Source organism: Photorhabdus heterorhabditis, from assembly GCF_018448905.1.
Taxonomy (GTDB): Bacteria; Pseudomonadota; Gammaproteobacteria; order Enterobacterales; family Enterobacteriaceae; genus Photorhabdus; species Photorhabdus heterorhabditis.
Window position 1 is genome coordinate 1 of record NZ_RCWA01000029.1, and the last position, 14,585, is coordinate 14,585.

Sequence of the window (14,585 nt, forward strand, 5' to 3'; positions counted from 1 at the left end):
CATTGAGGGCACTCCACCAAATCACCTTTACCCGCGATAGGAATACCCTTGTGAGTATAGTCATCAATAGCGGTAATCACCTTACCGCCATGATCTGTCGTATCACCCAGCAGAATAACTGCTTTTGCCATTAACGTTCTCCTCCGTTTTTCGATTGGTAAATAACATCATCCCTATCACACTTCAGTAATTAATGGTAATAATCCTAAGTTCACCAACTGAATTTCAACATCATTGGATTTATCAATATCGTCCTGATTTCTTCCATCAAAAATGCCTTTTTTGGTGACAATCAGAGTACCTACCTGTTCATTATTCTGCTGCACGGGAAGCACATCTTCCGCCATAGGCAGATCGGATTTATCAATAATGCTGGGCTGGTAAAGCATCCAGCCAACACTGAGACGGTCTGGGAAAACCTGTTTGCCTTTTACGGTATAACCATTATTTTCGACTTGAATATAAGGAAGGTCACGGCTGGTCGCTAAATATTTGACAAAGTCAATTAACCGAGAGACTTCAAGCTGATGACTATCAATCCTTAAATTCATTTCCAACCAAACCCAATTAGGGCGATCAGTTAACATTTTGCTATAACTAATGCCACTAGATAACTCATCCTTTTCACCATCCCATATACCGTTAATAAGAGCAGGAAAATTTCTCTTATAATCTTTTTCAAAACTTTTTATGGATACCTCAGTTGGTCCCTGCTCATCAAACACAATATGTTTTAGGGCTTCCTTTCGGGAATAGCCAGTTAAGTACCACACTTTTTCCTGGTTAAAAAATACATCTATTTGCCGTGTGATATAAAACAAGTCCATCAAAGCTGTATAGGCAGTAATAGTTTCTCTCTGCTCATAATATACATTAATTTTTATACGAACTATCGCCATGTTTACCTCGAATTAAACTAAACTGCTGCAAGGGGTATAGTGAACACTGATATTTTTGTATTTACTAAACAGTACCTTAAAATACCCACAACTGATAGGTTGCAAAAAGTGCCATTCCACATGGGGAGTACTATCTAGTACATCACAAACCTTCTGGTGCCTGATAGCCTGATAGCCTGATAGCCTGATAGCCTGATAGCCTGATAGCCTGATAGCCTGATAGCCTGATAGCCTGATAGCCTGATAGCCTGATTTTGGGCCGATTTAACACCTTTCCACCAACTTTTTGGTTCATCTTCACTCCTAAAAAACTGGTCATACCGCGCCTTAGCTTCCAGAAATAAGCAATACGCGGGTCGCCAGCCATCAAAGGTCACTTTCAGGCACTGAAATTCCTGGATCATCTGTATGCTAGGATCATATTTCGTTTGAGCAATAAATCGCTGATAGTTAATCGTGATGGCACTCCAGCGGCTCACCTTGCGATATTTTTCACTCGTCACAGGAATAGCCAGGCAAGCCTTGCACTCTTTTGTACTCTCCGTTTTTTCACACTCTTCCGCCTTAGACTGGGCCTTCGCCTGAACCGCACTGGTATCAACGGATTCTTCTCCTAAATCATCATCCTCCCAAAAATCCGCATGCGCTTCGGCACTCCAGACAATATTTCTGTCTTCATCCGTGATTTCAGGACTTATCACAAAATCCATTTTCTTTCGGTGAATATGTTCATCGTCTTCGAACGGTTTTTCTTTACTTGCTTCCATGATGCCGACAGCAATTAGTACCCCGGCACAAGCACTAGCGACATATACCCTTCATCTTTCAAATTGCTGCTTTGTTGGCTGCGGTCACTTACCCCAGTCACAGAGTTATCTATGCTCCTGGGGATGCGTTCACTTGCCGCCTCGCTGCAAATTGAAATCTATTGGGTATGTTCAGCCGCACCTACTGCGACAGGGGCCAGTAACGGTATTGGCATATTAACGTCTCCTATTTATCTTATTTTTTGCAATACAAAGAATATCTTTAAACTGCTATTTCAGCTCCTGACCGGGAATTCAAATGCTCCGAATTAAATTCACATTAACTGGCAAGAGTGAACTTATGCTGACTGGCAATTAATTTTGCCCCACAGGCTGTTTGCATTCCTTCAAGAGTAATCGATTTTCCTTTATATTTTAAAGAGTCAGCCCCCTGAATAATAGGAAAAACCCCTTTGCATTGAGGGCACTCCACCAAATCACCTTTACCCGCGATAGGAATACCCTTGTGAGTATAGTCATCAATAGCGGTAATCACCTTACCGCCATGATCTGTCATATCTCCTAATAGAATAACTGCTTTTGACATTAACGTTCTCCACCGTTTTTCAATTGGTAAATAACATCACCTCCATCACACTTCGGTAATTAATGGTAATAATCCCAGGTTCACTAACTGAATTTCAACATCATTGGATTTATCAATATCATCCTGACTTTCACCGTCAAAAATGCCTTTCTTGGTGATAATCAGAGTACCTACCTGTTCATTATTTTGATGGACGGGAAGTACCTCCTCCGCCATAGGCAGATAAGATTTATCAATAATACGGGGCTGGTAAAGCATCCAGCCAACACTGAGACGGTCAGGGAAAACATTATGTTGAGATAAAGTATAGCCGTTAGTTTCCACTTGAATATAAGGACAATCACAACTGATAGATAAATATTTAATTAAATCAATCAACTTAGATATATTCAACTGGCTAGAGTCAATGCTTAGATCGAGTGTCAACCAAATCCAATTGGGACGTACACTTGACATTCTTTTATAACTAATACCACAGGATAATTCATCCTTCTCCCCATCCCATATGCCAGTAATAAGTGACGGAAAATTTTTCCTATAAATTTTTTCAAAATCTTTGATAGCAACTTCAGTTGGCCCCTGCTCATCAAAAACAACATTCTTAAGTGCCTGTTTTCTGGAGTAACCGGTTAAGTACCAGATTTTTTTCTGCCCAAAAAAGATATCAATTTGCCGTGTGATATGAAACAAGTCCATCAACGCAGTGTTGACGACAGCGGTTTCCTGTTGCTCATAATACGCATTGATTTTTAGACAAATTATTGCCATGTTGACCTCGGATTAAACTAAACTATTGCACGGAGTATAGTGAACGCTGATATTTTTATGTTTACTAAACATAATCTTAAAGTATGCACAACTTATGGGTTGTAAAAAGTGCCATTCAACATAGGGAGTACATTCCAGTGCATCACAAACTTTTTGATGCCTTTCTGCTTGTTCTTGGGCTGAGAAAACGCCTCTCCACCATTTTTTAGGCTCTTTACCCTTAAAAAACTGGTCATACCGCGCTTTGGCCTCCAGAAATAAGCAATACGCGGGCCGCCAGCCATCAAAGGTCACTTTCAGGCACTGAAATTCCTGGATCATCTGTATAGTCGGATCATATTTCGTTTGGGCAATAAATCGCTGATAGTTAATCGTGATGGCGCTCCAGCGGCTCACCTTGCGATATTTTTCACTCGTCACCGGAATAGCCAGGCAAGCCTTGCACTCTTTTGTACTCTCCGTTTTTTCACACTCTTCCGCCTTAGACTGGGCCTTCGCCTGAACCGCACTGGTATCAACGGATTCATCCCCTAAATCATCATCCTCCCAAAAATCCGCATGCGCTTCGGCACTCCAGACAATATTTCTGTCTTCATCCGTGATTTCAGGACTTATCACAAAATCCATTTTCTTTCGGTGAATATGTTCATCGTCTTCGACCGGTTTTTCCTTACTTGCTTCCACTATACCGACAGCAATTAATACCCCGGCACAAGCGCTGGCAACATATTCAGCCGCACCTACTGCGACAGGGGCCAGTAATGGTATTGGCATATTAACGTCTCCTGTTTATCTTATTTTTTGCAATACAAAGAATATCTTTAAACTGCTATTTCAGCTCCTGACCGGGAATTCAAATGCTCCGAATTAAATTCACATTAACTGGCAAGAGTGAACTTATGCTGACTGGCAATTAATTTTGCCCCACAGGCTGTTTGCATTCCTTCAAGCGCAATCGATTTTCCTTTATATTTTAAAGAGTCAGCCCCCTGAATAATAGGAAATACACCTTTGCATTGAGGGCACTCCACCAAATCACCTTTACCCGCGATAGGAATACCCTTGTGAGTATAGTCATCAATAGCGGTAATCACCTTACCGCCATGATCTGTCATATCTTCTAATAGAATAACCGCTTTTGCCATTAACGTTCTCCACCGTTTTTCAATTGGTAAATAACATCACCTCCATCACACTTCGGTAATTAATGGTAATAATCCCAGGTTCACTAACTGAATTTCAACATCATTGGATTTATCAATATCGTCCTGATTTCTTCCATCAAAAATGCCTTTTTTGGTGACAATCAGAGTGCCTATTTGTTGATCATGTTGATAAACGTGAAGTACCTCCTCCGCCATAGGCAAATAAGATTTATCAATAATGCGCGGCTGGTAAAGCATCCAGCCGATACTGAGGCGGTCAGGGAAAACCTGTCTACCTTTTAAGGTATAGCCGTTGGTTTCCACTTGAATATAAGGAAAGTCACGGCTAGTCGCTAAATATTTAACTAAGTCAATTAACCTGATGACATCAAGTTGATAGCTGTCAACACTTAGGTTTATTTCCAGCCAAACCCAGTTAGGGGTAGCAGTTCGCATTTTTTTATACATAATACCATTATCTAATCCATCTTTTTCACCATCCCATATCCCAGTAATAAGCGCCGGAAAATCTTTTTTATAATCTTTTTCAAAGTCCTTGATAGCAACCGCAGTTGGCCCCTGTTCATCGAATACAATATGTTTTAAAGCCTCCTTTCGGGAGTAACCAGTTAAGTACCAAGTTTTTTTCAGGTTAAAAAAGACATCAATTTGACGTGTAATATGAAACAAATCCATTAACGCAGTATTGGCAGTAATAGTTTCCTGCTGTTCATAACGTACATTGATTTTTAAATGAATTATTGTCATGTTGACCTCAAATTAAAATAAACTATCGCAGGGGGTATAGTGAACACTGATATTTTTATGATCACTAAATTGCACTTTAAAATATTCATAACTGATCGGCTGTAAAAAGTGCCATTCCACATGAGGGGTACCATCCAGAACATTACAGACTGTTTGATGCCTTTGGGCTTGCCTTATAGCTGAAAAAACACCTTTCCACCATTTCTTAGGTTCCTCATTACTCCTAAAAAACTGGTCATACCGCGCCTTAGCTTCCAGAAATAAGCAATACGCGGGTCGCCAGCCATCAAAGGTTACTTTCAGGCACTGAAATTCCTGGATCATCTGTATAGTCGGATCATATTTCGTTTGGGCAATAAATCGCTGATAGTTAATTGTGATGGCGCTCCAGCGGCTCACCTTGCGATATTTTTCACTCGTCACCGGAATAGCCAGGCAAGCCTTGCACTCCTTTTTATTCTCCGTTTTTTCACACTCTTCCGCCTTAGACTGGGCCTTCGCCTGAACCGCACTGGTATCAACGGACTCATCCCCTAAATCATCATCCTCCCAAAAATCCGCATGCGCTTCGGCACTCCAGACAATATTTCTGTCTTCATCCGTGATTTCAGGACTTATCACAAAATCCATTTTCTTTCGGTGAATATGTTCATCGTCTTCAACCGGTTTTTCTTTACTTGCTTCCATGATGCCGACAGCAATTAGTACTCCAGCACAGGCGCTGGCAACATATTCAGCCGCACCTACTGCGACAGGGGCCAGTAACGGTATTGGCATATTAACGTCTCCTGTTTATCTTATTTTTTGCAATACAAAGAATATCTTTAAACTGTTGCTCAGATTTCTGATCAGGGGATTCCAGAGCAGATTTGATTGGCGAGGCATACTGAAAATCAGGATTAAACGCGACCAGAGATAAATAGGATTGAATCAAGTATTTATCCTGAAAGTTTAATGTCAGTAAATAGTCATAAGCAGCCATTAGCCGTTTGTTCAGCGAAGACGGAGAAGGTATTAATTCAGCGTGTTTAGCTAGAAGTTCGGCCTGTATACGATCAATAACGGTCTGCTTTTCCAGTTTGGTAATGATATCAAGTTGTGTTTGGGTCAATTCAATCATAATGGATCTCCTGACACCGAATAATAAGTAGAATTGTGTTGATAAACCCATGCGTTAATACCCTGCATAAATGCAGACAGTTGCTCATGGCTAAAAATGTCACGAATGAGATGCAAAATACGAGGATCATAAAAACGTAGCAGTGCCGTCTGTTTTGCCGACAGCTGAATATTTAAATATGGCACAAGATGGCGGGTCAATTTATCCAATGACAGAGAAGTTAACAGCCATGATACTGCCGGAGACGTTTCTTCAAGTGTTGATAATTTATCTTGCCACTGATGAGCGTATTCCATATCAAACAGCCACGGGCCTGCAAACGCAATTTTTGAATCTGGATAGTGCCGGAACAGTGGGTTGTTGATACCCGCGATATAGTTAATTTCCTCACCAAAACAGCGCTCATATTGCAAACCATTCACCAGCGCATAAAGCCGAACGCCGGGATGTTCTTTCTGATAATTAGCCAGTTTTTCGCTTAATTTAGGTGTCATGACTGCCCCCTGATAATGGTTATTGCTTCTTCACGTTCTGCTTTCATCAGACAACTGAGACAAATTTCTTTGAGTGGTTCTTTAACAACGGCAGTTGGCATTTCAGCACTGACCTGTTTCAGTCTATCCAGCATATCCGGCAGTTTCCCTCCCCAACCCGAACCTGTACCCGGTGTTCCACTGGCAAAACTAATCCCGGCACTACTGCTGATACCACTGGCATCAATTTTAATAAAATGCCCTGCTGCCTGTAAGGTAAGCTCACTTCCGACATCAATGACTATCTTTGCCCCAGAACTGAGATGAATTTCATTTCCACTCTGTACCAACAACGCATCGTCAGCTTTGATATGGAGTTTTTGCCCGGTTGAAATGGAAATATCCTGTTTCGCCAGAACACGATATTCATTATCAACACGTAAGTGGGCGTCGTGTTTAACATGATGAGTCCGGTTATGTTCAATATTGACCACTTCATCGTTTAAAATCTCAGTTTTCATGTCCTTCTGAGCATGAATATAGATTTCCTCACCGCCTTTATCATCGTCAAAACGCAGTTCATTAAATCCTTCCCCTTTATGGGTTTTTGATCGGATTGACATCTGCGTTTTTGCCATCGGTAAACGGTTCGGTGGGATATTACAAGCATGGTAGGTTCGTCCAGTAATAATCGGCTGGTCAGGATCGCCATGTAGAAAATCGACCAGTACTTCCTGACCAACACGCGGGATGGTAATCATTCCCCAACCATGTCCAGCCCAAGCCTGACTAACTCTTATCCAGCAAGAACTTTGATCATTAAGCTTGCCATACCGATCCCAGGCAAATTGCACCCTCACCCGCCCATATTCATCACAAAATATCTCTTCTCCCTCTGGACCAACCACCGTGGCAATTTGCAGGCCATCAATACGTGGCTTGGGGTAAGGTAAGGGACGCCATACCCGGTTAGAGCTACCAAAGGTAAAATTATTCGTCAAAATCGTCCCTTTGCTACCAAAACGTGATTCATCCGCTTGAGGCTGCTGGCCATAGTGAGTAATTTGGATTATTTGCCACGAGGCATTAAATTTTTCTTTCGGATGATCGGTAAGCGTAAACCACATGCCCGGTAAAAGAGCAAAACTGTCACTTTGTCCACTACCGAGCAAAGCATCATTACGCAACGCCTCCAACCGATACTGGCTTATCCGCTGCCCATTTTCATCTTTATAACGTCCGGGAAAGTCATAGTGATAGTAACTACGTAAATCCGAACGTTGATTACTGATGTACCTTTGGGTTTCATGGAATTGAAAATCAGCAGGCCATCGGGGATTTTTAAATGTGTAGTCTTTCAACGAAACTTCAGCAATACCTACCTTTTCTCCCCAACGAAATTGGCTGATACAACACTGACTGCCTGTGGCATCGAATTCAGGGTTGTAGGGCAGTGAAAGAATGCCATTCTGGGTATAAGAGTCGACAAAAATAACTGTCGGCTCGTCCTTACTTTGATCAAAGTAATAGTAATAAAAGATCCCTTCATCAGCTGACAGACGCTGTAAAAAAGCCAAATCACTCTCATCGTATTGAACGCAGAACTCCCGTTCTGGATGCTCATAACGCAGTAGACAAGAGAAATGGCGAACGCCATTTTCTTTCAACAGTCTTTCAATAATATCAGTGACCGATTGATTCTGAAAAATACGGGAATTAACTCGTAATCCGGCACGCCACAAGGAAGGATGAAGTGTCAAACAGTAGCGGCTACGATAACGGCCAGTGGTTTCCTGCACAAAATGCGTCACAATCCCAGTGATATAACGCTCAGGCTGCCCATTGCGATAAACGGTCAATGTGGCGTATTTATCCAGAACATCCGCAAAATCAATGTCTGGATTGGCACAGGTGAGTGTGGCTTGCAAACTGAATAATGTTGACAGCGCTTCATTCAGTGTAAATTCGACCACAGCAAAAGTTTTCACAGGGAGATTACCGACCGCGAGAGTAAAAACCAATCCGGTTCGTTCCACATCAAAATCATTAGCCATAAGCAATTGTTACCTATAATTAAGTTATCAACTCGCAATACACCCCAGACGAAATGATTACAAAAAAAGCAATCATACTGTTTTTTAATCAATCAAACAATTTAATCATAAGAAAATATGATGAGATGCAACATGGGCACCAAAGTGGAATTTTGCAACTTTCAGACGGGCTTTGCTTTTAGCTATGTAATAGTTGACCATCACCGTACTTAAAAACATGTTCAGCAAGGTGTTAATTATCAACATAAAGGTTTTATGGATCTGGCAGTTCTGAATGAGACACTCAAAACCAAAGGAATGCATTTTTATTTCTGTGGCCCAGTTCCCTTTATGCAATATGTGGCGAAACAGTTATTGGATATAGGAGTTGATAAACAATTTATTCACTATGAATGCTTTGGTCCGCATAAAGTGATTTAAATTTTCAGTTTCATCACTGAAAGAACAAAACACCCGCGCCATTCATGGCGCGGTTTGAGTTAGGTGTATATACCCGTTATCTTTCAAGTTGCCTCTTTGTTGGCTGCACTCACTCACCCCGGTCACATAGTTCTTTATAACATAGTTATCTATGCTCCCGGGGATTCGCTCCCTTGCCGTCGCGATCCATCTTGAAATCCATTGGGTATATTATATTCAGATTCAAAAAATCAATTTAGTCATTGATCTGTAATATGCATTTATGTCGTTTATTTCCTTTTATCGTTCGAAGTAAACCAATTTTTCTGAATGTGAATCCCTCGACTATGCATCAAAAACTCTGACAAATATCCATCATGAGGTACAAGTGGCGCCATCCAAGTGGTTGGGATATTTCCTACATAGATATTACTGATGGTTGTATCACTGAGAATAGGGTCCAGAATTTCGCTTTTTTTCGAAAATACAGTAACGACTAACGAATCTGATAGCATTTGTAAACTATCTGGATTCTTATAAGGCGCAACAGTTACACATGGAAACGGAAATTCGCGTTGAATTAAAGGATCTCTTGGATTATCGACAACGGTAACATGAGGTTTAAGAACATATCCCGATGATGTTTGATCACCAAACAGCCGAAGATCTTCACCATCTATCTTTTCTGGATAAAGCGACTTCTGTAATAAAGCCGTGGTATTAGATGATCCTAACGGAAATACCTCTTCGGCATTCATCTGATTAAAAGCTTCGGATAAACGTTTACCAAAATCAGTAGGCTCCCCTTCTATTAATACCGCGCTAGCAGAAACACATGCGGCACCACCAAGAGAAGTGACCGATTGTGCCACAAGTGAAACTGCTTCATCCATATTCACATCTGAACCCACTACAATTTTCGAACGCCCAGGTCCTTGTATTAAGACTCTAGGATTCAAGTGATATTTATTAACGACATCTTGTCCGCCATAAATAATAGACAGATCTGCCGCAGCAACAATTTCGTCAGCACCTTTATGATCTGTCGGTATGAGCGCAACATAGTTTCCAAGCCCAGCCTGTTCCAATGAGGCAACTAATCGCTGAGCGGTGAATGGCTCACGAACAGAAGGCTTAATTAAGACTCTATACCCAAAAGCGAGAGCTTGTGGCCATAAAGCATGTGCTCCCGGTCCATTGCCACCAGTCAGAACCGCCAACACATCTGCTCGCCGGCTGAATAAGGCACATCCTTCTATTACTCTTTCATCATCCACATCCCAAACAGCACCATGTGGCATAGATGCTTTGATTATCTCAGGCATCATAATCAGAACTTCTGTAGTTTCGATCAGAGACCTTTCGATAATGGCTGCTGGCAGCCCAATGACACGATGTGCCAATTGCACATATTCTGACGGAGAAAGTCCGGCCACACTCTCACCGGAATAAATTTTTGCGGCCCTCTTCATCGCTGCATGAATTTCATCCAGCCTCAATCGCGGCGCCATTCTCATCTTACGAACAACTTCACAGATATAAACCGGGGGAACGACTGCGGTTTCTCCAACAACTTCATTTAAAACGCCAATAACCTCCGCACGCCGGCGTGTAACATAGGATTCTCCCAGTACGAGGGCCTCCACCTGTTGCAATTTGTTCTCCATTGCTGGTTTTACGTCAGGCTTTACACTATCTACTAGCATTAATAAACCCCTTCTATCACGGCCTGACCAGAAATCTCTTCAACAGGACGCACCAACGCAACTGAAGCCCCAGGATAATTATCTATCCTTGGAAGTCGCACAGCGGTATCTCGCTCCAATATATTCGGAAATAAAGCAAACTTGCTGAGATAGTTCATCACAACCCGACCTCGCTCCCCAAAACGAACCGGTTGTTGCGTTAACGGATCAATAACGTCAAACAGGACATTAGGGGCAAAACTATCAAAAATAGGTGAACCTTCAAAATCCTGACCATCTCTTGATTTGGATTCGCCAAGTATCATCGTACTGCCATAACTGGCTGTTATTTTGACATCAGGAAAAACTGAGGATTGTAAAAATGTCAATGTATCCGAGTCCATATGAGTTCCACCCCAAACAATAAGATCCAAAGTCTTATTCAAATAACTCACCAGGGCAGTTCTTCTCACCATGCGCTCTAAAAGTGGAGGCGTAACAATCAAATAACTAATATGTTGCGTATTAATAATATCTTCCGCCTGATCAATAATATGCTCACAATAGGCATCCACCCCATTAATATCACCTTGCTGGATCATCTTCTTCACCCAACGTGGATCTAAATCTATGGCAAAAAAATACCCTCCACTGGAGCGAGCCCGAAGACGGCTTATTGTCCCTATAACATGAGGCCCGGAAGGAACCAAGGCGAGCGTATTCTTTATTGCTCCCTTATTAATGACCTGCATATCATTCAGACGCCAAGCCACAAGCTGTTCCAACCATTCTTCAAATACAATAACTCGCTTAGGGCGCCCTGTCGTGCCTCCACTTTCAAATACACCTGCAATCATGGCTCCCTTTAAACCTCGAGGCACTAAACTTTCAACAGGAATATCCCGAAGTTCATCAGAAATATCTGGAAATAGCATTAAATCAGAGAAATTGCGGATATCTCGAAAAGGGTCAAAACCCAATGCCTTGCATTTCTCAAGCCAAAATGGTGATCCCGTTTCAGGAGAAAAATGCCAATCCATGATCTGAAACAAATGAGTATTAAAACTATGAAAATCTGCCATATGTACCTCATTATAAAGTTAAGTTTACAGGTACTACTGATCAGCCTAAAAGAAGATAATATACCCTTCATCCTTCAAGTTGCTGCTTTGTTGGCTGCGTTCTCTTGCCGCCGCGCTGCAATTTGAAATCTATTGGGTATAAATTCAATTATCTGCAAAACTCTTAATTTTCTTCCTTTAACAGAAAAGAGAGAAACTATGCAATAATACAATTTTAATTTAATTTTTAAATATAACCTAAAATTATTACAAAAAATTCAGATTAAAAATAGTGAAGTTAGAGATTAGCAATTGATTTAAAACAAGTTTGTAAATTGTAAAAAAACATTACACATCAATTATCATATTCGATTATAAAAAAATGAATTTCTTTATTGAAATCGGGCGAGACTATAATTTAATTAATTGATTTATACCCTTCATCTTTCAAGCTGCTGCTTTGTTGGCTGCGTTCACTTACCCCAGTCACATCGTTATCTATGCTCCTGGGGATGCGTTCTCTTGCCGCCGCACTGCAACTTGAAATCTAATGATGATATTTATAATAAATTGCTTAATTAACCATATAACGCATCATAATTAATGAATATATTAGCCTAATCTTACTATTATGCCAGCAAGTTTTTTACTACATTTTAAATATTTTTATATCAGCCAATACCTTGGTTTTATATAAAAATATCTTATTTTACTTCGACACGTAACTTATCACCCAGATACAACCCAAAAGTAGTGGCTATCTACGAAAATCCTAATTTTTATATTTAAAGGTGGTACTTTGATCTGACTATTACCACCCTTAAAAATTAAATTATACTAAATTGCATATTCGTCCTGTTCACCAGTACGAATACGGACAACACGGGCAACATCGAATACAAAGATTTTACCATCACCGATTTTTCCGGTCTGTGCTGTCTGCATAATGGTTTCAACACAGGTATCGACAATATCATCTGGCACAACAATTTCAATTTTTACTTTTGGCAGAAAATCTACCATATATTCTGCACCGCGATATAATTCTGTATGCCCTTTTTGACGTCCGAAACCTTTCACCTCTGTGACAGTCATTCCAGTGATACCCACATCAGCCAGAGCTTCACGCACATCATCCAATTTGAAAGGTTTGATAATCGCATCGATCTTTTTCATGAAGTTTTCCTGTTGTTACCAGTTTTTACGACCGAAACCAGAGGTAATCGGGTAGCGTCTGTCTTTACCAAAATTACGTGGCGTAATACGCGGGCCAACCGGAGCCTGACGACGTTTATATTCGTTAATATCAACCAGACGAATAACTTTGCGTACCACCTCTTCATCAAAACCCGCAACCACCAGCTCATCTACCGATTTATCCTGTTCCACATACCCCTCCAGAATAGCATCCAGAATGTCATAGGGTGGTAAACTGTCCTGGTCAAGCTGTCCAGGTGCCAATTCTGCCGATGGTGGACGCTCAATGACTCTTTGAGGTATCGCCAGAGAAACCATATTACGATATTTTGCCAATTCAAATACCAATGTTTTCGGTACATCTTTCAGCGCATTAAAACCACCGGCCATATCACCATATAATGTGGAATATCCCACAGCCGATTCGCTTTTATTACTAGTCGTCAGCACCAGACGATGGCGCTTATTAGACATCGCCATCAGAATAACGGCGCGGCAACGCGCTTGTAAATTTTCTTCGGTGGTATCTTTGGCAGTACCGGCAAACATAGGTTCAAATTGTGTCATAAATGCATCAAACATCGGCTCTATCGACACGACATTAAACTCAACACCCAACATATCAGCCTGTTCTTTGGCATCTTCTATACTCATTTCAGATGTATAGCGGAACGGCATCATCACTGCCTGAACATGCTCTTTACCTAACGCATCAACAGCAATTGCCAACGTCAGGCCAGAATCAATCCCCCCAGATAAGCCTAGCAGAACACCTTTAAAGCCATTCTTACGCACATAATCACGTACTGAAAGTACTAATGCTTGATACACCTGCTGCAATGGCGGTAATTCAGGAGCCGGATTAACCATAGGTTCAATCTTTAATTCATCAAAGCAGCATTGCTGGATTTGTTCATTAAATGCAGCCAACCGGTGAGTGATTTCACCATTTGCATTAAAAACTTTAGAACAGCCATCGAAAATCAATTCATCCTGACCACCAACCTGATTGAGATAGATCATGGGTAAATCTGTACGTTGGCAATGTTCTCTAATCAGTTCATAACGTATATAGGGTTTTTCACGGTTATATGGAGAAGCATTAATAGAAAGAATTAAATCCGCACCAGCCTGTTGCAAAGCATCAATCGGTTCATCAAACCATAAATCTTCACAAATCAGCAACCCAAGATTATAGCCCTTAAATGGCACAACGCAGCTTTGATAGCCCGCGTTAAAATAGCGTTTTTCATCGAAAACACCATAATTTGGCAACCGTTGTTTAAAATAACGAGCCAGGATTTCCCCTCGCCAGAACAAGGAAAGCGCGTTGTAAATTTCCCCATCCTGCTCCCAAGGATGACCAACCAAAATAGCCGTTTGGCAACTGGCCGCCTGTAAACGCACCAGTTGCTCACGGCAACGTTGATGAAAATCAGTACGGAATAATAGATCTTCTGGAGAATAACCGGATAATGCCAGTTCAGAGAATATGACCAAATCAGCATTTTGCTGCTGCTGTTCCTGCACTGTCTGCAACATGCGTTCACAGTTGCCTTCAATGTCACCAATCATCCAATTTAGCTGTGCAAGGGCAATATTAAGAGTACGACTCATACAATTTGGCTCTCCCAAGCCATCAATCTTTAACCAGTGTAAAAAC

General features: G+C 41.2%; 16 protein-coding genes and 1 pseudogene. 1 reads left to right on the forward strand and 16 read right to left on the reverse strand.

The genetic code is table 11. The features are described 5' to 3' along the window. The 12 genes from EAE89_RS16485 to EAE89_RS16540 all read right to left on the reverse strand — a co-directional run. On the reverse strand, positions 1-131 hold a 131-nt coding region (locus EAE89_RS16485), incomplete at its 3' end, for a PAAR domain-containing protein (RefSeq protein WP_214086271.1). A 45-nt stretch (positions 132-176) separates the two neighbouring features. After that, on the reverse strand, positions 177-899 hold the full coding sequence (locus tag EAE89_RS16490; protein WP_054481359.1) for an Imm52 family immunity protein: 723 nt from the start codon (positions 897-899) through the stop codon (positions 177-179). Positions 900-1,033: 134 nt separating this feature from the next. Continuing rightward, complete coding sequence (locus EAE89_RS16495; protein WP_244866525.1) at positions 1,034-1,666, reverse strand: Tox-REase-5 domain-containing protein; 633 nt, start codon at positions 1,664-1,666, stop codon at positions 1,034-1,036. A 319-nt stretch (positions 1,667-1,985) separates the two neighbouring features. After that, entirely contained in the window at positions 1,986-2,252 is a 267-nt protein-coding gene (locus tag EAE89_RS16500) for a PAAR domain-containing protein (RefSeq protein ID WP_214086250.1), read from the reverse strand. Positions 2,253-2,297: 45 nt separating this feature from the next. Further along, positions 2,298-3,020, reverse strand: coding sequence for an Imm52 family immunity protein (locus EAE89_RS16505; RefSeq protein WP_214086251.1), 723 nt, complete (start codon positions 3,018-3,020; stop codon positions 2,298-2,300). Between the two features lie 12 nt (positions 3,021-3,032). Further along, positions 3,033-3,794 (reverse strand): restriction endonuclease fold toxin 5 domain-containing protein, encoded by a 762-nt coding sequence (locus tag EAE89_RS16510; RefSeq protein WP_214086252.1) that lies wholly within the window; start codon positions 3,792-3,794, stop codon positions 3,033-3,035. A gap of 104 nt (positions 3,795-3,898) precedes the next feature. Next, positions 3,899-4,165, reverse strand: a complete 267-nt coding sequence (locus tag EAE89_RS16515) for a PAAR domain-containing protein (RefSeq protein ID WP_214086253.1) — start codon at positions 4,163-4,165, stop codon at positions 3,899-3,901. 45 nt (positions 4,166-4,210) lie between these two features. Beyond that, positions 4,211-4,933, reverse strand: a complete 723-nt coding sequence (locus EAE89_RS16520) for an Imm52 family immunity protein (RefSeq protein WP_214086254.1) — start codon at positions 4,931-4,933, stop codon at positions 4,211-4,213. A 12-nt stretch (positions 4,934-4,945) separates the two neighbouring features. After that, a complete protein-coding gene (locus EAE89_RS16525; RefSeq protein WP_214086255.1) occupies positions 4,946-5,710 on the reverse strand; it encodes a restriction endonuclease fold toxin 5 domain-containing protein in 765 nt (254 codons plus the stop codon). Between the two features lies 1 nt (position 5,711). Further along, positions 5,712-6,053 carry a hypothetical protein gene (locus tag EAE89_RS16530; protein ID WP_149616428.1) on the reverse strand — a complete coding sequence of 114 codons (342 nt, stop codon included), beginning with the start codon at positions 6,051-6,053 and terminating at the stop codon, positions 5,712-5,714. Further along, the gene (locus EAE89_RS16535) at positions 6,050-6,547 is read right to left on the reverse strand and encodes a DUF4123 domain-containing protein (protein ID WP_054481353.1); all 498 of its coding nucleotides are present in this window, start codon (positions 6,545-6,547) and stop codon (positions 6,050-6,052) included. The genes EAE89_RS16530 and EAE89_RS16535 overlap by 4 nt, the downstream gene beginning before the upstream one ends. Next, entirely contained in the window at positions 6,544-8,580 is a 2,037-nt protein-coding gene (locus tag EAE89_RS16540; RefSeq protein ID WP_072161958.1) for a type VI secretion system Vgr family protein, read from the reverse strand. The genes EAE89_RS16535 and EAE89_RS16540 overlap by 4 nt, the downstream gene beginning before the upstream one ends. A 225-nt stretch (positions 8,581-8,805) precedes the next feature. Between EAE89_RS16540 and EAE89_RS16545 the strand changes: the two are divergent. Continuing rightward, positions 8,806-9,000, forward strand: a pseudogene (locus tag EAE89_RS16545) (NO-inducible flavohemoprotein); the annotation flags it as partial. Positions 9,001-9,269: 269 nt separating this feature from the next. Here the strand turns inward: EAE89_RS16545 and EAE89_RS16550 are convergent. From EAE89_RS16550 to EAE89_RS16565, 4 genes are all read right to left on the reverse strand, one after another. After that, on the reverse strand, positions 9,270-10,685 hold the full coding sequence (locus EAE89_RS16550) for an aldehyde dehydrogenase family protein (protein ID WP_244866527.1): 1,416 nt from the start codon (positions 10,683-10,685) through the stop codon (positions 9,270-9,272). Beyond that, positions 10,685-11,746, reverse strand: coding sequence for a phenazine antibiotic biosynthesis protein (locus EAE89_RS16555; RefSeq protein WP_214086256.1), 1,062 nt, complete (start codon positions 11,744-11,746; stop codon positions 10,685-10,687). Before EAE89_RS16555 ends, EAE89_RS16550 begins: the two co-directional genes overlap by 1 nt. 816 nt (positions 11,747-12,562) lie before the next feature. Then, the gene (gene glnB, locus EAE89_RS16560) at positions 12,563-12,901 is read right to left on the reverse strand and encodes a nitrogen regulatory protein P-II (protein ID WP_054479111.1); all 339 of its coding nucleotides are present in this window, start codon (positions 12,899-12,901) and stop codon (positions 12,563-12,565) included. A 15-nt stretch (positions 12,902-12,916) separates the two neighbouring features. Beyond that, a complete protein-coding gene (locus tag EAE89_RS16565) occupies positions 12,917-14,539 on the reverse strand; it encodes an NAD+ synthase (RefSeq protein ID WP_214086257.1) in 1,623 nt (540 codons plus the stop codon). Between the last annotated feature and the right edge of the window lie 46 nt (positions 14,540-14,585).

Bases quoted from the DNA above. Each gene is read 5' to 3' on its own strand.
- EAE89_RS16490 (WP_054481359.1), bottom strand. From the start codon at position 899: ATGGCGATAGTTCGTATAAAAATTAATGTATATTATGAGCAGAGAGAA.
- EAE89_RS16495 (WP_244866525.1), bottom strand. From the start codon at position 1,666: ATGGAAGCAAGTAAAGAAAAACCGTTCGAAGACGATGAACATATTCAC.
- EAE89_RS16500 (WP_214086250.1), bottom strand. From the start codon at position 2,252: ATGTCAAAAGCAGTTATTCTATTAGGAGATATGACAGATCATGGCGGT.
- EAE89_RS16505 (WP_214086251.1), bottom strand. From the start codon at position 3,020: ATGGCAATAATTTGTCTAAAAATCAATGCGTATTATGAGCAACAGGAA.
- EAE89_RS16510 (WP_214086252.1), bottom strand. From the start codon at position 3,794: ATGCCAATACCATTACTGGCCCCTGTCGCAGTAGGTGCGGCTGAATAT.
- EAE89_RS16515 (WP_214086253.1), bottom strand. From the start codon at position 4,165: ATGGCAAAAGCGGTTATTCTATTAGAAGATATGACAGATCATGGCGGT.
- EAE89_RS16520 (WP_214086254.1), bottom strand. From the start codon at position 4,933: ATGACAATAATTCATTTAAAAATCAATGTACGTTATGAACAGCAGGAA.
- EAE89_RS16525 (WP_214086255.1), bottom strand. From the start codon at position 5,710: ATGCCAATACCGTTACTGGCCCCTGTCGCAGTAGGTGCGGCTGAATAT.
- EAE89_RS16530 (WP_149616428.1), bottom strand. From the start codon at position 6,053: ATGATTGAATTGACCCAAACACAACTTGATATCATTACCAAACTGGAA.
- EAE89_RS16535 (WP_054481353.1), bottom strand. From the start codon at position 6,547: ATGACACCTAAATTAAGCGAAAAACTGGCTAATTATCAGAAAGAACAT.
- EAE89_RS16540 (WP_072161958.1), bottom strand. From the start codon at position 8,580: ATGGCTAATGATTTTGATGTGGAACGAACCGGATTGGTTTTTACTCTC.
- EAE89_RS16550 (WP_244866527.1), bottom strand. From the start codon at position 10,685: ATGCTAGTAGATAGTGTAAAGCCTGACGTAAAACCAGCAATGGAGAAC.
- EAE89_RS16555 (WP_214086256.1), bottom strand. From the start codon at position 11,746: ATGGCAGATTTTCATAGTTTTAATACTCATTTGTTTCAGATCATGGAT.
- glnB (WP_054479111.1), bottom strand. From the start codon at position 12,901: ATGAAAAAGATCGATGCGATTATCAAACCTTTCAAATTGGATGATGTG.
- EAE89_RS16565 (WP_214086257.1), bottom strand. From the start codon at position 14,539: ATGAGTCGTACTCTTAATATTGCCCTTGCACAGCTAAATTGGATGATT.